We start from the raw sequence: 20687 nt of genomic DNA, 5'->3' as shown, positions 1-20687 counted from the left end.
TCAGAGTCGTCAGATTTGACCCTGAGCGCCCTCGAACCAGGCCAGTTTCTCGCGCAGTTGCACCACTTCGCCGACGATCACCAGCGTCGGCGCATGCACTTCATGCTCCGCCACCAGACGCGGCAGGTCGGCCAACGTGCCGGTGAAGACTCGCTGATTGACCGTGGTGCCCTGCTGGATCAGCGCGGCCGGCGTTTCGGCTGCACGACCATGCTTGATCAACTGCTCGCAAATGATCGGCAACCCCACCAGGCCCATGTAGAACACCAGCGTCTGCGCCGGCGCGACGAGGTCGGCCCATGGCAGATCGCTGGAACCGTCCTTCAGGTGGCCGGTGACGAAACGCACCGACTGCGCGTAATCGCGATGAGTCAGCGGAATCCCGGCATACGCCGCGCAACCGCTGGCCGCCGTGATGCCCGGCACCACCTGGAACGGGATGCCATGGGCCGCCAGTTCCTCGATCTCTTCGCCGCCACGGCCGAAGATGAACGGATCCCCGCCCTTCAACCGCACCACGCGCTTGCCGGCCTTGGCCAGATTCACCAGTTGCTGGTTGATCTGATCCTGCGGCACGGCGTGATCGGCGCGTCGCTTGCCGACGTAGACCCGCTCGGCATCGCGGCGGCAAAGCTCAAGAATCGCCGGAGCCACCAAGCGGTCGTACAGCACCACATCGGCTTGCTGCATCAGACGCAAGGCGCGGAAGGTCAGCAGATCCGGATCGCCCGGCCCTGCGCCCACCAGATAAACCTCGCCGGTGGTTACGCTCGCTTCGCCGTCGATTTTCGCCTGCAACAGACGCTCGGCCTCGGCGCCCTGCCCAGCCAGCTGGCGATCGGCAATCGGCCCCTGGAACACGTCCTCCCAAAAACCGCGACGTTGCTGCACATCGGGAAACAGGCCTTTGACCTGATCGCGAAACCGTGCGGCCAGACCGGCCAGATGGCCGTAGGTCGAAGGAATCCAGGTTTCGATCTTGGCGCGGATCAACCGGGCCAGCACCGGCGCATCGCCGCCACTGGAGACCGCGATGATCAGCGGCGAACGATCGACAATTGCCGGGAAGATCACGCTGCACAACGCTGGCGCATCCACCACATTGACCGGTACGCAACGCCGATGAGCATCGGCGGAGACCTGCGCGTTCAACGCTTCGTCATCGGTGGCGGCAATGATCAGCCCGCAACCGTCCAGATCCGTTTCGGCGTAGCCACGCAGCAGGCATTCGCCACCGCTGGCGGCAACCAGTTCGCGCAGTTGCGCTTCGATTTCAGGTGCAACCACCCGCAGCAGCGCACCGGCATCGGCCAGCAGGCGGGACTTGCGCAAGGCAATCTCCCCCCCACCGACAACCAACACACGACTGCCGCGCAGGTTGTGAAACAGCGGCAGATATTTCATTTAGCCGATGACCTCAAGGCCACCCATGTACGGCTTCAGCACGTCCGGCACACGGATCGAACCGTCGGCCTGCTGGTAGTTTTCCAGCACGGCCACCAGAGTACGACCGACCGCCAGGCCGGAACCGTTCAGGGTGTGCACCAGCTCAGGCTTGCCGGTTTCCGGGTTGCGGAAACGCGCCTGCATGCGGCGGGCCTGGAAGTCGCCGCAGTTGGAGCACGACGAGATTTCGCGGTATTTGTCCTGGCTCGGAATCCACACTTCCAGGTCGTAAGTCTTGACCGCGCTGAAGCCCATGTCGCCGGTGCACAGCGCCAGGGTACGGTATGGCAGACCCAGCAGTTGCAAGACCTTCTCGGCGTTGGCGGTCAGGCCTTCCAGCGCTTCCATCGACTTCGACGGCTCGACGATCTGGACCATCTCGACCTTGTCGAACTGGTGCTGACGGATCATGCCGCGGGTGTCACGACCCGACGCGCCGGCTTCGCTGCGGAAGCACGGAGTGTGGGCGACGAATTTGATCGGCAGCTGTTTCGAATCGACGATTTCACCGGCGACGATGTTGGTCAGAGACACTTCGGCGGTCGGGATCAGATACAGATCGGCTTCGCCTTCACGACCGATCTTGAACAGGTCTTCCTCGAACTTCGGCAGTTGACCGGTACCTTGCAGCGCCGGGGCCTGAACCAGATAAGGCGTGTAGGCCTCTTCATAGCCGTGCTCGGTGACGTGCAGGTTGATCATGAACTGCGCCAGCGCGCGATGCAGACGGGCAATCGGGCCGCGCAGCAGGGCGAAACGGGCGCCAGACAGCTTGGCGGCGGTTTCGAAATCGAGCCAGCCGAACTTCTCGCCCAGGGCGACGTGGTCCTGAACCGGGAAATCGAAAGCGATCGGAGTGCCCCAGCGACGGACTTCGACGTTGCCGTCTTCGTCCTCGCCGACCGGTACCGATTCGTGCGGCAGGTTCGGGATGCCCAGCAGGATCGAATCCAGTTCGGTCTGGATCGCGTCCAGTTCGACTTTACCGGCGCTCAGTTCGCCCGCCATGCGCTCGACGTCCGCCATCAGCGGCGCAATGTCTTCGCCGCGCTGCTTGGCCTGACCGATGGATTTGGAACGCGCGTTACGCTCAGCCTGCAGTGCTTCGGTGCGGGTCTGGACGGTCTTGCGCTGTTCTTCCAGCGCTTCGATGCGCGCGACATCCAGGGCAAAGCCACGGGAAGCCAGGCGGTCCGCTACGTCCTGAAGGTTGCTACGTAACAGTTTGGGATCGAGCATGTCGGTTTCTCGTTATCAAAGTTTGGTCAGGGACAGGCCGGCCCAGGTCGCGAGCAGCCCGCCGAATACGCTGATGGCCGCATAGCCCAGGGCCAGCGGCACCTGCCCGCTTTCCAGCAGGCGCACCGTATCCAGTGAAAAGGATGAAAAAGTCGTCAGCCCCCCGAGGAAGCCGACCAGCAACCCGGCACGTACCTCGATCGGCACTTCCGGGCGTATCAAAAACAGGCCGTACAACACGCCAATCAGCAGGCAGCCCACGATATTAACGGCCAGCGTCGCGGTATAGAAGTGCCGCGGCCAATTGGCGTTGACCCAATTGCCGGTGGCGAAGCGCAACAAGGTGCCGGCCATCCCGCCGACGGAGACTGCAACGATCAATGGAACCACTATTTTCTCCGCTGCCGGGGGCTTAAACGATCAAGTTGGGCGAGATGATTGAGCTTTTCGCCGATCTTCAACTCCAGGCCACGGGGCACCGGTTGGTAGAACGGAATCGGGTCGAGTTCTTCCGGGAAATAGTCTTCGCCGGCCGCGTAAGCATCCGGTTCGTCGTGGGCGTAACGATATTCGTCGCCGTAGCCCAATTGCTTCATCAATTTGGTCGGCGCATTGCGCAGGTGCAGCGGCACTTCCAGTGAACCATGCTCGGCGGCGGCGCGCAGCGCGGTCTTGAAGCCCATGTACACCGCGTTGCTTTTCGGCGCACACGCCAGATAGGTGATGGCCTGGGCCACTGCCAACTCACCTTCCGGGCTGCCAAGACGTTCCTGCACTTCCCACGCGGCCAGGCACAGGCTCAGGGCGCGAGGATCGGCGTTGCCGATATCTTCACTGGCCATGCGCACTACGCGCCGGGCCAGGTAAAGCGGATCGCAGCCGCCATCGATCATTCGCGCAAACCAGTACAACGCGCCGTCAGGATTGGAACCGCGCACTGACTTGTGCAGCGCGGAAATCTGGTCGTAGAACGCTTCGCCGCCCTTGTCGAAACGCCGGCGAGTGTCGCCGAGCAGGCTCTGCAGCAACTCGGTGCCCATTTCGCTGTGGTCTTCGGCCAGGTCCGAGGCATTTTCCAGCAGGTTCAGCAGGCGCCGGCCATCGCCATCGGCGGCGGACAGCAACATCTGAAAGCCTTCATCGCTGAGGGTCAGATGACGCTTGCCCAGACCACGCTCTTCAGTCAGCGCGCGATGCACCAGTTTGCGCAACGCCGCTTCGTCGAGGCTCTTGAGCACGTAGACCCGCGCCCGCGACAGCAATGCATTGTTCAGTTCGAAAGAAGGGTTTTCGGTGGTGGCGCCAATGAAGATCAGCGTGCCGTCTTCAACGTACGGCAGGAAGGCGTCCTGTTGAGACTTGTTGAAACGGTGCACTTCATCGACAAACAGAATCGTGCGCTTGCCGTACTGGCCGGCCTGCTGCTTGGCGATTTCCACCGCCTGACGGATCTCCTTGACCCCGGCCAGGACTGCCGAGACCGTTTCGAAGTGCGCATCCGAAACTTCCGCCAGCAACCGCGCCAGCGTGGTTTTGCCCACGCCCGGCGGGCCCCAGAAGATCATCGAATGCAGGGCACCCTGCTCCAGTGCTTCGCGTAAAGGCTTGCCGCGAGCGAGCACGTGTTCCTGACCGACGTACTCATCCAGATTGGTCGCCCGTAAACGGGCGGCCAGTGGCTGGGCAATCGGTGCACTGCGAAACAGATCCATCACGAACCGTTGAAACCTCTGTGTTTATTCCTGGATCACATCGGCACCCTTCGGGATGTCGAACTTGAACTTCGATGCCGGGACCGCTTCGTTGGCCTTCACACCGGTAAACAGGATGTTGGTGCGCTGGCCGACGCTGTCGATCAGTTGCATGTCATTGACCAGACCGTTGCGGAACGACAGGCGCAGGCTGTCGAACAGGGTGTCCTTGGTTTTCGGCTTCAGGGTGAAGTCGATCACGCCACCGGCCTCTTTGGCGGTGATGTCGAAGCTCTGGCTGATCTTCGATACGTCGCCGGACAGCAACAGGGCTGGAGTCTGAGTCAGGCGCTCATCGAGCTTCTTGATGGTGGCCTGTTCCAGATCCGGGTCCCACAGGGTGACTTTCTTGCCGTCGGACACCATGGTCTGCTCGGCTGGCGCATTGGTGTGCCAGTAGAACAGGCCCGGGCGCTGCAGGGTCATGTCGCCGGTGGTTTCCTGCAACTGGGTGCCACTGCCGTCGAGGGTCAGTTGGGAAAAGTTGGCAGTCAGAGTCTTGGATGTTTCGAGCAATTGGGTCAGGCGAGCCACATCCTTGTCATCGGCGTGAGCCGTGAGGGTGGTCAGAGCCAGTACCGGCAGCAACATGCGGATAAGACGCATGGGAGTCCTCTTGAATACTCGTGGGAAAGTGGACGGCGCTTCATGCACCGTCCATTGCATTTGGATCAGGGTATCGAATCAGTCGCGTACCGGGCCAGGGGCCAGAACTTCGCGGGAACCGTTGGTGTTCATGGACGTCACGACCCCGGCCATTTCCATGGCTTCGATCATGCGCGCGGCACGGTTGTAACCGATCTTCAGCTTGCGCTGCACAGCGGAGATGGAGGCGCGGCGACTTTCCAGTACGAACTGCACGGCTTCGTCGTACAGCGCGTCGGCTTCCGGATCGTCGCCGTCTCCGCCGCCGCTGCTGCCTTCGAAACCACTGCCCGCCTCCTCGACACCGTTGAGGATGTCGTCGTTGTATTCCGGTGCGCCGCGCAGTTTCCAGGCTTCCACCACCCGGTGAACTTCATCGTCGGACACGAATGCGCCGTGAACCCGGATCGGCAGACTGGTGCCCGGCGGCATGTAGAGCATGTCACCGTGACCAAGCAATTGTTCGGCGCCGCCCTGGTCGATGATGGTTCGGGAGTCGATCTTGCTCGATACCTGGAACGCCATCCGCGTCGGGATGTTGGCCTTGATCAGACCCGTGATCACGTCCACCGACGGCCGCTGGGTCGCGAGGATCAGGTGGATACCGGCCGCACGCGCTTTCTGGGCGATACGGGCGATCAGTTCTTCTACCTTCTTGCCGACGATCATCATCATGTCGGCAAACTCGTCCACGACCACAACGATGGTCGGCAGCTTCTGCAACAGCGGCGCTTCGTCGTGGATGCTTTCGCGTTTGTACAGCGGATCGCTCAGCGGTTCGCCGGCGTCCTGGGCTTCCTTGACCTTGGCGTTGAAGCCGGACAGGTTTCGCACGCCCATCTTCGCCATCAGCTTGTAGCGACGCTCCATCTCGGCAACGCTCCAGCGCAGGGCGTTGGCGGCGTCCTTCATGTCGGTCACGACCGGGCACAGCAGGTGCGGAATGCCTTCGTAGATCGACAGTTCAAGCATTTTCGGGTCGATCATGATCAGCTTGGCGTCGTCCGGGCCGGACTTGAACAGGATCGACAGAATCATCGCGTTCACGCCCACCGACTTACCGGAACCGGTGGTACCGGCTACCAGCAAGTGCGGCATCTTCGCCAGGTCGGTGATGACCGGCTTGCCGCCGATGTCGTGGCCCAGGGCCAGAGTGACCGGCGACTTGAAGTTGTCGTATTCGGATGTCGACAGCACTTCTGAGAAGCGCACGATCTGTCGGTCTTCGTTGGGAATTTCGATACCGACCGTGGTCTTGCCAGGAATCACTTCCACCACCCGGACGCTGGTCACGGCCAGCGAACGTGCAAGGTCTTTCGCCAGGTTGGCGATACGGCTGACCTTCACGCCTGCAGCAGGCTGGATTTCGTAACGGGTAATGACCGGGCCGGGATGGATGGAATCCACGGTGACTTCGACGCCGAATTCCTTGAGCTTGATCTCCAGCAAGTGGCCGACCGCCGCCAGGGATTCGGGCGAATAATTGAGTTGTTTCTTTTCCGCAGGGTCGAGAATCGAGATCGGTGGCAAGGTGCCTTCGACGGCGCTGTCGACAAACAACGGCACCTGTTTCTCTTTCTGCACGCGCTTGCTCGGCTCCGGCGCCTTGACCGGGGCCGGGGCGATGACCGGCGGCACCTGTTTCTCGCGCTCGGACATGTGCTTGCTCAGGGCCTGCTCGCGCTCGATCAGACGCTCCTTGACCTTGGCCTGCTCGCGCTTGTCGGTGACGGTCGGTGCAACCACGTCATGCACTCGATCATCGACTTCACGCAATTGCGCGACCAGTTGCTTGCGCTCGGTACGCGCCGACCACCAGCGGTTGACCGCGCCCTGGAACAGTTCGAACAGGTCGAGGGTGATCTTGCCGGTGATGTCCATCACCTTGAACCACGACAGGTCAGTGAACACCGTCAGCCCGAACAGGAACAGCGCGATGAACAGCAAAGTGCTGCCCTGTATGTTCAGAGCATTGCGGGCCAGGTCACCGAGGCTTTCACCCAGCGCACCGCCGGCGCCAGCGGGCAAACCAGTGGCCGCGTGGAAGTGGATGTGCGCCAGCGCGGCGCCGGACAACACCAGGAACACCAGGCCAATCAGGCGCCAGGAAAACAGCCAGCCGCTCCACTGCCATGGCTCGTGACGCTGACGGAAGATCTGATACGCCTTGATCGCCAGCAGCAACGGGAAGATATACGCGAAGTAACCCAGCACCATGAACAGGATGTCGGCGCTGTAGGAGCCGGCCGGACCGCCGAAGTTCTGCACATCGTCGATCTTGCTGTTGTGGCTCCAGCCTGGATCGTCCTTGCCGTAAGTCAGCAACGCCATCATCAGGAACAGGCACAAGGCGCCGATGGCGATCAATGCACCTTCCTTGAGCCGGTAGTGCAACTGTTGACGCCAGAGCGGAACGACTGTTTTTGGTGCTTCCGTGGATTTCTTCAAAACGCTTCTTTTCCTGCGCCAGAGGCGCGTCCATCTATTGAATGACGATAAAAAACTGCCCGATCCAGGCAGGTAAAAAAATGACGGGCGCAACGGAGACTACTTTTAACACTGCGCCCCGCCTTTTATAAACACGGTACGCGGCGAATATTCTGTAACAGCCCGGCATTGTACGGGTTTGCGCGTTCGACGCCATGCTTCGCGGCCCCTGGTTCAAGCATAGCCAAAGGCACAAGGCCCGGCGTTCAATTTGAGCATGCATTGTCTTTTGTGACAAAGGCTTATGAGGTGTATTTGATGAACGTAGCGAAGCATTCGCGCCTCATCCCCCCTGAGCGCCGCACATTGGCATCGGTCACCTTGCCCGCAGCGGTGTTGCGCCCGATTACGACCGCATCCGGATGCTCAAGTTGCAGCAGCCCAATCATCCCACTGCAACGGAGGACATTCGCGTCATTTCCCGGCACACTTTACCGCGGGCCCAGCGCCCACCGCCCTCCCCTTCTGCAAGCCCGGACGCCATGCTGACTTGGTTACAACGCAATTCACTGACTTTCCCGCCACTGGATAAGGCCATGCGCGATCCCAACGGATTGCTGGCGGCCGGTGGCGACCTGTCCGCCGATCGCCTGATCCAGGCGTATCGCCACGGCTGCTTTCCATGGTTTTCCGAAGGTCAGCCGATTCTCTGGTGGTCGCCGGATCCGCGCACCGTACTTTTTCCCGACGAACTGCACGTCTCGCGCAGCCTCGGAAAATTGATGCGCAAACAGCGTTATCAAGTGACCTTCGATCAGGATTTCGAAGCGGTAATCCGTGCCTGTGCCGCTCCCCGGGATTACGCCGACGGCACCTGGATCACCGAAGCGATGCAGGACGCTTATGTCGAATTGCATCGACGCGGCTTTGCTCATTCAGTGGAAGTCTGGGATGAGGGCGAACTGGTCGGCGGCCTGTACGGTCTGGCGATGGGGCAACTGTTCTTCGGTGAGTCGATGTTCAGCCGCGCGGACAATGCCTCCAAGTACGGTTTTGCGACGCTGGTGCAACATCTGAAAGAAGCGGGTTTCGTATTGATTGACTGCCAGATGCCTACCGATCACCTGCACAGCCTCGGCGCCCGGGCCATTTCACGGCAGACATTCGCCGAATACCTGGCCCGGCACCTCGACCAACCCAATCATGCAACCTGGGTTTGCTGAGCGACTTTTGCGCGCGTGGCTTACACTTAATTTCACCAGCTTACCCTTGAGGGTTGATCATGACCGAGTTGGCGCGGTTGAAGTTTTATGCCACTCAGCCTCACTCTTGCAGTTATCTGCCCGAGGAACAGGCGACGACCCTGTTTCTCGACCCGAGCCAGCCCATGGATGTGCATGTCTACGCAGACCTGTCAGAAATGGGCTTTCGTCGCAGCGGCGACCATCTGTACCGCCCGCATTGCCAGAATTGCAATGCTTGCGTGCCGGCGCGCATCCCGGTGGCGCAGTTCACCCCCAACCGTCAGCAAAAACGCATTTTCAAACGCAACATCGATTTGCAGGTGCGCCCGGTCAAGCCGGCATTCAGCGAAGAATACTTCGACCTCTATCAGCGCTACATCGAACAGCGCCACGCCGACGGCGACATGTACCCGCCGAGCCGGGATCAATTCTCGACTTTTCTGGTACGCGACCTGCCCTTCTCACGCTTTTACGAATTCCGGCTCGACGGACGGTTACTGGCGGTCGCCGTGACCGATCTGCTGCCCAACGGACTGTCGGCGGTCTATACCTTCTACGAACCGCAGGAAGAACGCCGCAGCCTGGGGCGCTACGCGATCCTCTGGCAAATCGCCGAAGCCCGGCGCCTGGGGCTTGAGGCGGTGTACCTTGGCTACTGGATCAAAAACTGCAAAAAGATGAACTACAAGACCCAATATCGGCCTATCGAACTGCTGATCAACCAGCGCTGGGTCATCCTGAACTAAACGCAAACCCTAAACCCCTTGGCGTAAACCCCATTTTTCGGGCACAATGCACGCCGCTTTTGCCTGGCGCAGTTGCACCGGGCCATTCACTGGACACCGAGGGCTTTACTGCATGTCGAAAGAAGACAGCTTCGAAATGGAAGGCACTGTCGTCGACACCCTGCCAAACACCATGTTTCGCGTGGAATTGGAAAATGGGCACGTCGTAACCGCGCATATCTCCGGCAAGATGCGCAAGAACTACATTCGTATTCTTACCGGTGACAAAGTGCGCGTCGAGCTGACGCCCTATGACTTGAGCAAAGGGCGTATTACTTACCGCGCTCGCTAATCAAGTCAATACAGAACGCCCGGCTTAATGCCGGGCGTTTTTGTCTGTGCGTTTTTTGAGTTTGGGTGTATATCCGTTGCTGCGGTAACGGCTATACACCCAAAACCGCAGACAGCAAAAAGGCACCAAAAGGCGCCTTTCGCTTTACAACAGACCAACAACCATCAGGCCATTTCCGCAGTAGTCTCGAAGTCAAACGTCAGCTCACCATCCTTGATGTCGATGTGAACCACACCGCCATGCTCGGCCAGTTCGCCAAACAAAATCTCCTCCGCCAGCGGACGTTTGATCTTGTCCTGGATCAGACGCGCCATCGGACGAGCGCCCATGGCCGAATCGTAACCACCGGCCGCCAGCCAGCTGCGCGCCGCATCGGTAACTTCCAGAAGCACACGCTTGTCTTCCAGCTGCGCCTGAAGCTCGGTGAGGAACTTGTCCACCACGCTTTTGATGACCTCATGACTGAGGCGACCAAACTGAATGATGGTATCCAGACGGTTGCGGAATTCCGGCGTGAAGCTCTTCTTGATCACTTCCATCGCATCGGACGAGTGGTCCTGATGGGTGAAACCGATCGAAGCACGCGCCGCCGTTTCAGCACCGGCGTTGGTGGTCATGATCACGATCACGTTGCGGAAATCCGCCTTGCGCCCGTTGTTGTCGGTCAGCGTACCGTGGTCCATCACCTGCAGCAGCAGGTTGAAGACTTCCGGATGCGCCTTCTCGATTTCATCGAGCAGCAATACGCAATGCGGTTGCTTGGTGATCGCCTCGGTCAACAGACCGCCCTGGTCGAAACCGACATAACCCGGAGGTGCACCGATCAGACGCGATACGGTGTGGCGCTCCATGTACTCGGACATGTCGAAGCGAACCAGCTCAATGCCCAAGGCCTTGGCCAGTTGACGCGCGGCTTCGGTTTTACCGACACCGGTCGGACCTGCAAACAGGAACGAACCGACAGGCTTGTCAGGCGACTTGAGACCGGCACGGGACAGTTTGATCGCGGTCGACAGCGAATCGATCGCCGCGTCCTGGCCGAACACCGTCAGTTTCAGGTCACGCTCGAGGTTGCGCAGCAGTTCCTTGTCGGAGCTGGTGACATGCTTCGGCGGAATCCGCGCGATTTTCGCCACGATGTCCTCGACCTCAGACACTTCGATGCGCTTCACACGCTTCTCGACCGGTTGCAGACGCTGGAAAGCGCCAGCCTCGTCGATCACATCGATGGCCTTGTCCGGCATGTGCCGGTCATTGATGTAGCGCGAAGCCAGTTCCGCAGCGGCGCGCAGCGACTCATCGCTGTATTCGATGTTGTGGTGCTGTTCGAAACGACCTTTCAGGCCGCGCAGGATACCGATGGTGTCTTCCACCGACGGCTCGACGACGTCGACCTTCTGGAAGCGCCGTGCCAGAGCACGGTCTTTTTCGAAAATGCCACGGAATTCCTGGAACGTGGTCGAGCCGATGCAGCGAATGTCGCCAGACGACAGCAGCGGCTTGAGCAGGTTCGAGGCATCCATCACGCCACCGGACGCAGCACCCGCACCGATAATGGTGTGGATTTCGTCGATGAACAGGATCGCCTGCGGACGTTTTTTCAGTTCGCTGAGCAACGCCTTGAAGCGCTTCTCGAAATCACCGCGATACTTGGTGCCCGCGAGCAAAGCACCCAGATCAAGGGAATAAACGACGCTGTTGGCCAGCAGGTCCGGCACCTGATTGTCGACGATGCGCTTGGCCAGGCCTTCGGCAATCGCGGTTTTACCCACGCCCGCCTCGCCTACCAGCAGCGGATTGTTCTTGCGACGGCGCGCGAGAATCTGCGCCACACGCTCGACTTCCGTTTCACGCCCAACCAGCGGATCGATCCGGCCCTGGCGCGCGAGTTCGTTGAGATTGCTGGCATACGCATCCAGCGGATTGCCTGAAGAAGAAGACTCACCGCCCTCGTCGTCCTGCATATCTTGTTCACCTTCAGAGTGATCGCCATGCCCCGGCACTTTGGAAATGCCGTGAGCGATGTAATTGACGACATCAATGCGTGCAACGCTCTGCTGTTTCAGCAGGAACACCGCCTGACTCTCTTGCTCACTGAAGATTGCAACCAGCACGTTGGCGCCGGTCACTTCGCGCTTGCCCGAGCTCTGCACATGAAAGACAGCACGTTGCAGCACACGCTGGAAGCCCAGGGTTGGCTGGGTTTCGCGATCCTCGTCGTGGACGGGGATCAGTGGCGTGGTGGAGTCGATGAACTCCTGCAGGTCGTGCTTGAGTTTGTCGAGGTTTGCGCCGCAGGCACGCAATACAGTGGCGGCAGCCTCATTGTCCAATAGGGCCAGCAGCAGGTGTTCGACGGTCATGAATTCATGACGCTTCGAACGAGCCTCCTTGAAGGCAAGATTGAGGGTGACTTCGAGCTCGCGGTTTAACATAGCTTCACCTCATACCCAAGTGGTCGGCGATTAACCGTCCTTCTCGATTTCACAGAGTAGCGGATGCTGGCTTTCCCTGGCGTACTGGTTGACCTGCATGGCCTTTGTCTCGGCGATGTCGCGGGTAAACACTCCACATACTGCCCGCCCTTCTGTGTGGACGGCCAGCATGACCTTGGTCGCCAGCTCGCGATTCAGGTTAAAAAACACCTCGAGCACTTCGACGACGAAATCCATCGGTGTGTAGTCATCATTGAACAAAACCACCTTGTACATCGGCGGCGCCTGTAACGCGGGCTTTGCTTCCTGAACAGCAACGCCTGCCGAATCGTCGTCGTGCTCCTGTGGAAGATCCTTTTGGAGAAGCGGGCGATCCTGATTGAATGTTAGTCGAATCTGGCTGATTGCATGCATGGAAAGAAAGGTTCGTCAGTTGTGCAAATACAGTGGTGGGGGCGGCTTGACACGTTTTCAACTCCGACTGCCCGGTCACCTTGACTATCGGGAAAACGGTGTTACAACCAATAGAACCCACAGTGGGGAAAAAAGATCCGCGGAGTCAATCTTTTTAACGGATTCGACTGCGGATGAATTGGATGATACTCCAGCGATGGAGACTGTTGCAGAGGGATTTGAGCATGGCTGTCGGCAAGGTGAAATGGTTCAACAATGCCAAGGGGTTCGGTTTCATCAACACCGACTCCCGCGAGGGGAAGGACGAGGACGGCAAAGAGATCGATTTCTTTGCCCACTACTCCGCCATTGAAATGGACGGATACAAAACCCTCAAAGCCGGGCAAATCGTCAAATTCGAGATCGTGCAAGGGCCCAAAGGCCTGCATGCCACAAAAATTCAGAATGCCGACGCTGCAAAAGATGCCGCCTCGACCGCTGTTCAGCATCAGTCAGTGACCAGTTGAAGCAACACGGACACCTGCCAGAAAGCAAACCGCCCGGCTCGATCACTCGAGCCGGGCGGTTTCGTTGCAGCTGCCTTTTTACATGTGCTTGACGATCGCCTCACCGAAGCCCGAAGAAGATACCAGCGTGGCGCCTTCCATCAGACGTTCGAAGTCGTAGGTCACGGTTTTGGCCTTGATGGCGCCGTTGGTGCCCTTGATGATCAGGTCGGCCGCCTCGGTCCAGCCCAGGTGGCGCAGCATCATCTCCGCCGACAGAATCACCGAGCCCGGGTTGACCTGGTCCTTGCCGGCATATTTCGGCGCAGTACCGTGGGTCGCCTCGAACATGGCCACGGTGTCGGACAGGTTGGCACCCGGCGCGATACCGATACCGCCCACTTCCGCCGCCAGGGCGTCGGACAGGTAGTCACCGTTGAGATTGAGGGTGGCGATCACGTCGTATTCGGCCGGACGCAGCAGGATCTGCTGAAGCATGGCGTCGGCAATGGCGTCCTTGACGACGACTTCGCGGCCGGTTTTCGGGTTCTTGAACTTCATCCATGGGCCGCCATCCAGCAGCTCGGCGCCGAATTCTTCCTTCGCCACCTCGTAACCCCAGTCCTTGAAGGCACCTTCGGTGAATTTCATGATGTTGCCCTTGTGCACGATGGTCAGCGACTTGCGGTCGTTGTCCACCACGTACTGCAGGGCCTTGCGCACCAGACGCTTGGTGCCTTCCTTGGAAACAGGCTTGATGCCGATACCGCAATCCTGGTCGAAACGGATCTTGGTGACACCCATTTCTTCTTTCAGGAACTTGATGACCTTGGTGGCCTCAGGAGAGCCGGCCTTCCATTCGATACCGGCATAAATGTCTTCGGAGTTCTCGCGGAAAATCACCATGTCGACGTCGCCAGGCTTTTTCACCGGGCTTGGCACGCCGTCGAACCACACCACCGGGCGCAGGCAGACATAGAGATCGAGCTGTTGACGCAGGGCAACGTTAAGGGAGCGGATACCACCACCGACCGGAGTGGTCAGCGGGCCTTTGATGGAAACCACGTAATCCTTGACGGCGTCCAGGGTTTCCTGGGGCAGCCAGGTGTCCTGGTCATAAACCTGAGTTGCTTTTTCGCCAGCATAAACCTCCATCCAGGAAATCTTGCGCTTGCCCCCGTAGGCTTTTTCTACGGCAGCATCAACCACTTTGATCATCACAGGGCTGACGTCGACGCCAATGCCGTCACCTTCGATGAAGGGAATGATCGGGTTATCAGGGACATTGAGAGAATGGTCTGCGTTGACGGTGATTTTGTCGCCGACGGCTGGAACCTGAATCTTCTTGTAACCCATGCTGAACTCCATTGTTTGGATTGAACATCTGGCTTGGTTCGAGCGTAACCCAGTTGAATCAACACGCAAACCCTCTGTTCCGGGCCTGACCACATCTCGTTTCGTACAAGCCTGAAAGCAAAGGGAAAAGCGCCAATCTCAAGCATTCACGGCGACTCTACGCCCCACCCCGCCCTGCGACCTTTAGACCAATGGACGAGAATCGTTGCATATGAACCATCGGCAGATTGCCAGCTACCTATGTATAATGCCGCCCGCTGACCAAAGGGTCACGACGGCTGGCCTCTCTAGCACGAGACTTTCCGCCTGATTGGTCGGGTTGTTACCGCAGTCCGACTGCTTGACGCTCTACTGATGCACCCAACATCACCGCGAAGATTCTCGACATTCGGTTCATGGATGACTTTGAACGAACGCGCTTACCCGGCGCCCCTCGAGTTTCTGCGCACGCTTTAGCAAAGAAGAGAGAGTTAATCCGAATATGCCCACCCGCTCGAAGATCATCTATACCTTCACCGACGAAGCTCCAGCCCTCGCCACCTATTCCCTGCTGCCGATCATCGAGGCTTACACCGCCTCGGCCGATATCGCCGTGGAAACCCGCGATATCTCTCTTGCAGCACGCATTCTGGCCAGCTTCCCCGAGCAACTGGGCGACAAAGCCGTAGCCGACCACCTCGCCGAACTGGGCGACCTGGCCGTTACGCCTGAAGCCAACATCATCAAGCTGCCGAACATCAGCGCCTCGGTTCCACAGCTGCAAGCCGCGATCAAAGAACTGCAAGCCCAGGGCTACAACCTGCCGGACTACCCGGAAACCGTGACCAACGACGCCGAAAAAGAAGCCAAGGCGCGCTACGACAAGGTCAAGGGCAGCGCCGTGAACCCGGTTCTGCGTGAAGGCAACTCCGACCGTCGCGCTCCGCTGTCGGTCAAGAACTACGCTCGCAAGCACCCGCACAAAATGGGCGCCTGGGCCAAGGACTCCAAGTCCCATGTCGCTCACATGAGCACCGGTGATTTCTACGGCAGCGAAAAAGCTGCCCTGATCGACGCCGCTGACGCCGTGAAGATCGAGCTGATCGCCAAAGACGGCACCGCGACCGTCCTGAAAGAAAAAACCACCGTTCAGGCGGGCGAGATCCTTGACTGCTCCGTCATGAGCAAAAAGGCCCTGCGCGCGTTCATCGCCGCTGAAATCGACAGCGCCAAGCAACAAGGCGTGCTGCTGTCGGTTCACCTCAAAGCCACCATGATGAAGGTCTCCGACCCGATCATGTTCGGCCAGATCGTTGCCGAGTTCTACAAGGACGCCCTGACCAAGCACGCCGACGTGCTGGCCGAAATCGGCTTCAACCTGAACAACGGCATCGGCGACCTGTACGCCCGCATCAAATCCCTGCCGGCCGAACAGCAAGCCCAGATCGAAGCTGACATTCAAGCGGTCTACGCCGTTCGTCCGTCGCTGGCGATGGTCAACTCCGACAAAGGCATTACCAACCTGCACGTGCCGAGCGACGTCATCGTCGACGCCTCGATGCCGGCCATGATCCGTGACTCCGGCAAGATGTGGGGCACCGACGGCCAGTTGCACGACACCAAGGCTGTGATCCCGGATCGTTGCTACGCCACCATCTACCAGGCCGTGATCGAAGATTGCAAAGCCAATGGCGCTTTCGATCCAACCACCATGGGCAGCGTGCCAAACGTTGGCCTGATGGCTAAAAAGGCTGAAGAATACGGCTCCCACGACAAGACCTTCCAGATCAAGGCCGACGGCGTGGTTCGCGTGACCGACAGCAAGGGCACCCTGCTGATGGAGCAGGCTGTTGAAGCCGGCGACATCTTCCGCATGTGCCAGACCAAAGACGCGCCGATCCAGGACTGGGTCAAACTGGCCGTCAATCGTGCTCGCGCAAGCAGCACCCCGGCCATTTTCTGGCTGGACCCGATGCGCGCCCACGACGGCGTGGTGATCGAGAAGGTTCAGGCTTACCTGAAGGATCACGACACCGCCGGTCTGGACATCCAGATCATGTCGCCGGTCGACGCCATGAAGTACACCCTGCAGCGCACCCGCGAAGGCAAGGACACCATCTCGGTGACCGGCAACGTACTGCGTGACTACCTGACCGACCTGTTTCCGATCATGGAACTGGGCACCAGCGCCAAGATGCTGTCGATCGTGCCGCTGATGAACGGTGGTGGTCTGTTCGAAACCGGCGCCGGCGGTTCGGCGCCCAAGCACGTGCAGCAGCTGGTCGAAGAGAACTTCCTGCGCTGGGATTCGCTGGGTGAATTCCTGGCCCTGGCCGCTTCTCTCGAGCACCTGGGTGTTAACTACAACAACCCGAAAGCGCTGATTCTGTCCAAGACCCTGGACCAGGCCACTGGCCAGTTCCTGGACAACAACAAGTCGCCATCGCGCAAAGTCGGCAACATCGACAACCGCGGCAGCCACTTCTACCTGGCGATGTACTGGGCTCAAGCCCTGGCCGCCCAGACTGAAGACGCTGCACTGCAAGCGCAGTTCGCGACTCTGGCCAAGACCCTGACCGAGAACGAAGCGACCATCGTCGCCGAGCTCAATGCCGTTCAAGGCAAGCCAGTGGACATCGGCGGTTACTACCACGCCAATGCCGAGCTGATCAGCAAGGCCATGCGCCCAAGCGCAACCCTCAACGCGGCGATTGCTGCGCTGGTATAAGGTTGTAAAGGGAACTTCACAAACCCCGGCCATGCGCCGGGGTTTGTTTTTTTCAAAAAGTTGAAATTTTGTTTTCGGTCTTACTTACCCCCCCGAGAATCGAGCGCCTTATTCCACATCGTCGCAATGGACGATCGCAAAAAAGCATAATCAACTGTCAAAGTTGACAGGTCACAAGACTCGAGCAAGCCACTAATCTCAGAACACTCGAAATAAAATATCTGCCACCTCACTCACGCTCCCGATAACACAAAACACCGAAATAGCCGGCCGGCCATTACTCCGGAATCAATAATAAAAAACGAGCGAGTCGAATCAACACCTTGCATCCCCGATGCAGACATCCGAGCCCAACAAAAACTTTGAGAGACAACTTTTTCAGATACCTTTAAACCTCGCAAGGAGATAAAAATGAAACCGTCGAGCCTACTCACCAGCTTTGCATTGGCCGCACTTATATCTTCAGCATCTGCCGACACTCTCTCATGGAATGACCCGGCAATCAGTGATGGACCATGCACTGACCCTCCCGCCCTCCAGGTCCCTATGCAACTCTTCAACACTCTGAAAGGCCTGCCACAAGGTTTCAGAGTTTATTTACCTTTTGGAAATCAGGCGTATTACCGCTGGATCCATCAAAAAACAAATGGTGGTATGGCTGCGACAGACGAATCCCAGATTCTGGCAACCAAACCCCGGGTGACTTTCCCGGACTTGCTGGCACCCATATTTTGGGCAGTGGGAAAAGTTGATGTCTACGATCACAACCCCGTCGATAAATGGTATTACGTACAAGCCATCCCCAAGAATCTCATCGCCACAGACTTGAGTGTCAACATTGTCAATCCAAGTCCAGGATCTGCGCCTTATGGATTTGGAGGCACGAACATTCCATCTCGGTATATTTGGGCGGACCCCTACGCACTTGTCGAGTGGCACTGCTTTGCGGGCAACGTTCAAGTCTTTAATGTAATTTCATTAATACCCGCACTTACGAACGAGCAGATTTCAAAAATTTCGACTTTCCTGGAAAGTTATGGCTTTCAATCAAAAAACTTTATGAGCATGCCTTATTAAGCAGACCTGCATGAATCGGTTGAGGACTACGACGCCTTGTTGTTTACTTGCGCCCCTCCCCCGAGCAAGAGCAGTCCATGAACTGGCAACCCCACATCACCGTCGCTACCATCGTCGAGGACAACGGTCGTTTCCTGATGGTCGAGGAACACAAGGCCGGGCGTAACGTACTCAATCAGCCGGCCGGCCATCTGGATCCGGACGAAACCCTGATCGAAGCCGCCGTGCGCGAAACCCTCGAAGAAACCGGCTGGGATGTCGAACCCACCGCCGTGATCGGCATTTATCTGTACACCGCACCGAGCAACGGCGTGACTTACCAACGCGTGTGCTTCAGCGCCAAAGCCGTCAAGCACCACCCGGATTATCAACTGGACGACGGCATCGTCGGCGCCAAGTGGCTGACCCGCGACGAATTATTGGCCCAGCGCGATAACTGGCGCAGCGAGCTGATCATCCGTTGCATCGATGATTATCTGGCCGGCAATCGCTTCGGCCTCGAACTGATCCGCCCTTCCCTTTAGCCTTGAGGGCGTGAGCCTGATAGAATCGCGTCCTTTTTCAAGACACTCATTGAATCCCTATGCGTGATCCAGCCCCTTCTGACACATCCAAGAAGCGCGTCATTGTCGGCATGTCCGGCGGCGTGGACTCTTCCGTTTCCGCTCTCCTGCTGATCGAGCAGGGCTATGAAGTGGAAGGCCTGTTCATGAAGAACTGGGAAGAAGACGACGGAACGGAATACTGCACCGCCATGGACGACCTGGCGGATGCACAGGCCGTGTGCGACAAGATCGGTATCAAGCTGCACACCGCCAACTTCGCCGCCGAGTACTGGGACAACGTGTTCGAGCACTTCCTGGCCGAATACAAGGCCGGCCGCACGCCGAACCCGGACATCCTGTGCAACCGCGAGATCAAGTTCAAGGCGTTCCTCGACTACGCCATGATGCTCGGCGCGGACCTGATCGCCACCGGTCACTACGTGCGCCGCCGCGACATCGATGGCCGCACCGAACTGCTCAAGGGCCTGGATCCGAACAAGGATCAGAGCTACTTCCTGCACGCTGTCGGCGGTGAACAGATCGCCAAGACCCTGTTCCCGGTCGGCGAGCTGGAAAAACCGGAAGTCCGTGCAATTGCCGAGAAATACGAGCTGGCGACCGCCAAGAAGAAGGATTCCACCGGGATCTGCTTCATCGGCGAGCGCCGTTTCAGCGATTTCCTCAAGCAATACCTGCCGGCACAGCCGGGCGAGATCAAGACCACCGAAGGCGAAGTCATCGGCCGTCACCACGGCTTGATGTATCACACCATCGGCCAGCGCCAAGGCCTGGGCATCGGCGGACTGAAAGACGCTGGCGACGAGCCGTGGTACGTGCTGCGCAAGGATCTGGACACCAACGAGCTGATCGTCGGCCAGGGCAACAACCATCCGTGGCTGTTCTCCAGTGCCCTGCTCGCTTCGGAAATCTATTGGGTCAACCCGATCGATCTGAGCCAGCCGTTGCGACTGACTGCCAAGGTCCGTTATCGCCAGAGCGATCAGGCCTGCACCCTGGAAAAAACCGCAACCGGTTATCGCGCCGTGTTCGATGAGCCGCAGCGCGCGGTCACGCCGGGCCAGTCGGTGGTGTTCTATGACGGAGAAATCTGCCTCGGTGGCGGCGTGATCGAAGTTGCCGAGCCGTGGAGCGGCCTGGCATGAGCCCGACTCAGGAGCAACTGACGGCGCTGGGCGGCGTGTTTCTCGCCGCCGTGCTGGTGGACCGGATCGCCAAGACCGGCCAGACCAACGAGGCCGGCCTGAGCTGCATGCTCGGCAGTCTGCTGGTTCGCGACCCGAAAGACACCCTGGATGTGTACGGCGGCGACGATATCAACCTGCGCGAAGGTTACCGCGCGCTGATCGGCGCCCTCGAGCGCGATCCGAGCACCTTGCAGCGCGAACCGCTGCGCTACGCGTTGTCGATGCTTGGTCTCGAGCGACAGCTGGCCAAACGCGACGACATGCTCGATGTGATCGGCAAGCGTTTGCCGCAGATCCAGTCGCAGGTCGAGCATTTCGGCCCGGCCCACGAAAACGTGATCGCGGCCTGCGGCGCGCTGTATCAGGACACCCTGAGCACGTTGCGCCAACGCATTCAGGTGCACGGCGACATGCGCAATCTGCAGCAGCCGAGCAATGCCTCGAAGATCCGCGCCCTGTTGCTCGCCGGCATTCGCTCGGCACGCCTGTGGCGTCAGCTCGGCGGTCATCGCTGGCAGTTGGTCGTGAGTCGGCGCAAGTTGCTCAAAGAGCTGTATCCGTTGATGCGCAGCGAGTAAATCGCCGCGCAATAAAAGCCTTGTAGGCTGTAACGCGTAATACGCCGGTCAGTTGG

18 protein-coding genes are annotated in these 20687 nt (G+C 58.9%); 9 read left to right on the top strand and 9 right to left on the bottom strand.

Features of this window, described 5'->3' with window-relative positions; translation table 11 throughout:
* Positions 1 to 9: 9 nt before the first annotated feature.
* The 6 genes from cysG to CAF79_RS17980 all read right to left on the bottom strand — a co-directional run bounded on the left by cysG (position 10) and on the right by CAF79_RS17980 (position 7529).
* Positions 10 to 1404, bottom strand: coding sequence for a siroheme synthase CysG (gene cysG, locus CAF79_RS18005; RefSeq protein ID WP_085699152.1), 1395 nt, complete (start codon positions 1402 to 1404; stop codon positions 10 to 12).
* A complete protein-coding gene (gene serS / locus CAF79_RS18000) occupies positions 1405 to 2685 on the bottom strand; it encodes a serine--tRNA ligase (protein ID WP_085699150.1) in 1281 nt (426 codons plus the stop codon).
* A gap of 15 nt (positions 2686 to 2700) precedes the next feature.
* Complete coding sequence (gene crcB / locus CAF79_RS17995) at positions 2701 to 3075, bottom strand: fluoride efflux transporter CrcB (protein WP_085699148.1); 375 nt, start codon at positions 3073 to 3075, stop codon at positions 2701 to 2703.
* Entirely contained in the window at positions 3075 to 4397 is a 1323-nt protein-coding gene (locus CAF79_RS17990) for a replication-associated recombination protein A (protein ID WP_064597723.1), read from the bottom strand. The genes crcB and CAF79_RS17990 overlap by 1 nt, the downstream gene beginning before the upstream one ends.
* Positions 4398 to 4421: 24 nt before the next feature.
* On the bottom strand, positions 4422 to 5042 hold the full coding sequence (gene lolA / locus CAF79_RS17985; protein WP_011334944.1) for an outer membrane lipoprotein chaperone LolA: 621 nt from the start codon (positions 5040 to 5042) through the stop codon (positions 4422 to 4424).
* Between the two features lie 78 nt (positions 5043 to 5120).
* Positions 5121 to 7529: a DNA translocase FtsK gene (locus CAF79_RS17980; protein WP_085687381.1), complete on the bottom strand. Its 2409-nt coding sequence runs from the start codon at positions 7527 to 7529 to the stop codon at positions 5121 to 5123.
* A 521-nt stretch (positions 7530 to 8050) separates the two neighbouring features.
* On the opposite strand from CAF79_RS17980, the gene aat reads away from it, so the two are divergent.
* The 3 genes from aat (at position 8051) to infA (ending at position 9829) form a co-directional block, all read left to right on the top strand.
* Positions 8051 to 8731, top strand: coding sequence for a leucyl/phenylalanyl-tRNA--protein transferase (aat, locus tag CAF79_RS17975; RefSeq protein WP_085699146.1), 681 nt, complete (start codon positions 8051 to 8053; stop codon positions 8729 to 8731).
* Positions 8732 to 8790: 59 nt separating this feature from the next.
* Positions 8791 to 9498: an arginyltransferase gene (locus CAF79_RS17970; protein WP_085699144.1), complete on the top strand. Its 708-nt coding sequence runs from the start codon at positions 8791 to 8793 to the stop codon at positions 9496 to 9498.
* A 112-nt stretch (positions 9499 to 9610) separates the two neighbouring features.
* Positions 9611 to 9829 (top strand): translation initiation factor IF-1, encoded by a 219-nt coding sequence (gene infA / locus CAF79_RS17965; protein ID WP_002553999.1) that lies wholly within the window; start codon positions 9611 to 9613, stop codon positions 9827 to 9829.
* A gap of 164 nt (positions 9830 to 9993) precedes the next feature.
* Here the strand turns inward: infA and clpA are convergent, their stop codons facing one another.
* Entirely contained in the window at positions 9994 to 12264 is a 2271-nt protein-coding gene (gene clpA, locus CAF79_RS17960) for an ATP-dependent Clp protease ATP-binding subunit ClpA (protein ID WP_085699141.1), read from the bottom strand.
* A 30-nt stretch (positions 12265 to 12294) separates the two neighbouring features.
* Positions 12295 to 12678, bottom strand: coding sequence for an ATP-dependent Clp protease adapter ClpS (gene clpS / locus CAF79_RS17955; RefSeq protein WP_011334948.1), 384 nt, complete (start codon positions 12676 to 12678; stop codon positions 12295 to 12297).
* Between the two features lie 224 nt (positions 12679 to 12902).
* On the opposite strand from clpS, the gene CAF79_RS17950 reads away from it, so the two are divergent.
* Positions 12903 to 13184, top strand: coding sequence for a cold shock domain-containing protein (locus CAF79_RS17950; protein ID WP_085699139.1), 282 nt, complete (start codon positions 12903 to 12905; stop codon positions 13182 to 13184).
* Between the two features lie 78 nt (positions 13185 to 13262).
* Here CAF79_RS17950 and icd read toward each other — a convergent pair whose 3' ends face one another.
* Positions 13263 to 14519, bottom strand: coding sequence for an NADP-dependent isocitrate dehydrogenase (gene icd / locus CAF79_RS17945; RefSeq protein ID WP_085699137.1), 1257 nt, complete (start codon positions 14517 to 14519; stop codon positions 13263 to 13265).
* 481 nt (positions 14520 to 15000) lie between these two features.
* Between icd and CAF79_RS17935 the strand changes: the two genes are divergently transcribed.
* The 5 genes from CAF79_RS17935 (at position 15001) to hflD (ending at position 20631) form a co-directional block, all read left to right on the top strand.
* Positions 15001 to 17226, top strand: coding sequence for an NADP-dependent isocitrate dehydrogenase (locus tag CAF79_RS17935; protein ID WP_085699135.1), 2226 nt, complete (start codon positions 15001 to 15003; stop codon positions 17224 to 17226).
* A gap of 411 nt (positions 17227 to 17637) precedes the next feature.
* A complete protein-coding gene (locus tag CAF79_RS17930; RefSeq protein ID WP_085699133.1) occupies positions 17638 to 18303 on the top strand; it encodes a hypothetical protein in 666 nt (221 codons plus the stop codon).
* Between the two features lie 77 nt (positions 18304 to 18380).
* Positions 18381 to 18827 (top strand): NUDIX hydrolase, encoded by a 447-nt coding sequence (locus CAF79_RS17925; RefSeq protein WP_085699131.1) that lies wholly within the window; start codon positions 18381 to 18383, stop codon positions 18825 to 18827.
* A gap of 59 nt (positions 18828 to 18886) precedes the next feature.
* Positions 18887 to 20011 (top strand): tRNA 2-thiouridine(34) synthase MnmA, encoded by a 1125-nt coding sequence (gene mnmA / locus CAF79_RS17920; protein WP_085699129.1) that lies wholly within the window; start codon positions 18887 to 18889, stop codon positions 20009 to 20011.
* Positions 20008 to 20631: a high frequency lysogenization protein HflD gene (hflD, locus tag CAF79_RS17915; protein WP_011334953.1), complete on the top strand. Its 624-nt coding sequence runs from the start codon at positions 20008 to 20010 to the stop codon at positions 20629 to 20631. The genes mnmA and hflD overlap by 4 nt, the downstream gene beginning before the upstream one ends.
* Positions 20632 to 20687 lie beyond the last annotated feature (56 nt).

Source organism: Pseudomonas sp. B26(2017) (genome assembly GCF_002113045.1).
GTDB lineage: Bacteria > Pseudomonadota > Gammaproteobacteria > Pseudomonadales > Pseudomonadaceae > Aquipseudomonas.
The sequence above is the reverse complement of the archived record's forward strand: the minus strand, read 5'-3'. Positions and strand labels throughout refer to the sequence as shown.

Bases quoted from the DNA above. Each gene is read 5' to 3' on its own strand.
- cysG (WP_085699152.1), bottom strand. From the start codon at position 1,404: ATGAAATATCTGCCGCTGTTTCACAACCTGCGCGGCAGTCGTGTGTTG.
- serS (WP_085699150.1), bottom strand. From the start codon at position 2,685: ATGCTCGATCCCAAACTGTTACGTAGCAACCTTCAGGACGTAGCGGAC.
- CAF79_RS17990 (WP_064597723.1), bottom strand. From the start codon at position 4,397: ATGGATCTGTTTCGCAGTGCACCGATTGCCCAGCCACTGGCCGCCCGT.
- lolA (WP_011334944.1), bottom strand. From the start codon at position 5,042: ATGCGTCTTATCCGCATGTTGCTGCCGGTACTGGCTCTGACCACCCTC.
- aat (WP_085699146.1), top strand. From the start codon at position 8,051: ATGCTGACTTGGTTACAACGCAATTCACTGACTTTCCCGCCACTGGAT.
- CAF79_RS17970 (WP_085699144.1), top strand. From the start codon at position 8,791: ATGACCGAGTTGGCGCGGTTGAAGTTTTATGCCACTCAGCCTCACTCT.
- infA (WP_002553999.1), top strand. From the start codon at position 9,611: ATGTCGAAAGAAGACAGCTTCGAAATGGAAGGCACTGTCGTCGACACC.
- clpA (WP_085699141.1), bottom strand. From the start codon at position 12,264: ATGTTAAACCGCGAGCTCGAAGTCACCCTCAATCTTGCCTTCAAGGAG.
- clpS (WP_011334948.1), bottom strand. From the start codon at position 12,678: ATGCATGCAATCAGCCAGATTCGACTAACATTCAATCAGGATCGCCCG.
- CAF79_RS17950 (WP_085699139.1), top strand. From the start codon at position 12,903: ATGGCTGTCGGCAAGGTGAAATGGTTCAACAATGCCAAGGGGTTCGGT.
- icd (WP_085699137.1), bottom strand. From the start codon at position 14,519: ATGGGTTACAAGAAGATTCAGGTTCCAGCCGTCGGCGACAAAATCACC.
- CAF79_RS17935 (WP_085699135.1), top strand. From the start codon at position 15,001: ATGCCCACCCGCTCGAAGATCATCTATACCTTCACCGACGAAGCTCCA.
- CAF79_RS17930 (WP_085699133.1), top strand. From the start codon at position 17,638: ATGAAACCGTCGAGCCTACTCACCAGCTTTGCATTGGCCGCACTTATA.
- CAF79_RS17925 (WP_085699131.1), top strand. From the start codon at position 18,381: ATGAACTGGCAACCCCACATCACCGTCGCTACCATCGTCGAGGACAAC.
- mnmA (WP_085699129.1), top strand. From the start codon at position 18,887: ATGCGTGATCCAGCCCCTTCTGACACATCCAAGAAGCGCGTCATTGTC.
- hflD (WP_011334953.1), top strand. From the start codon at position 20,008: ATGAGCCCGACTCAGGAGCAACTGACGGCGCTGGGCGGCGTGTTTCTC.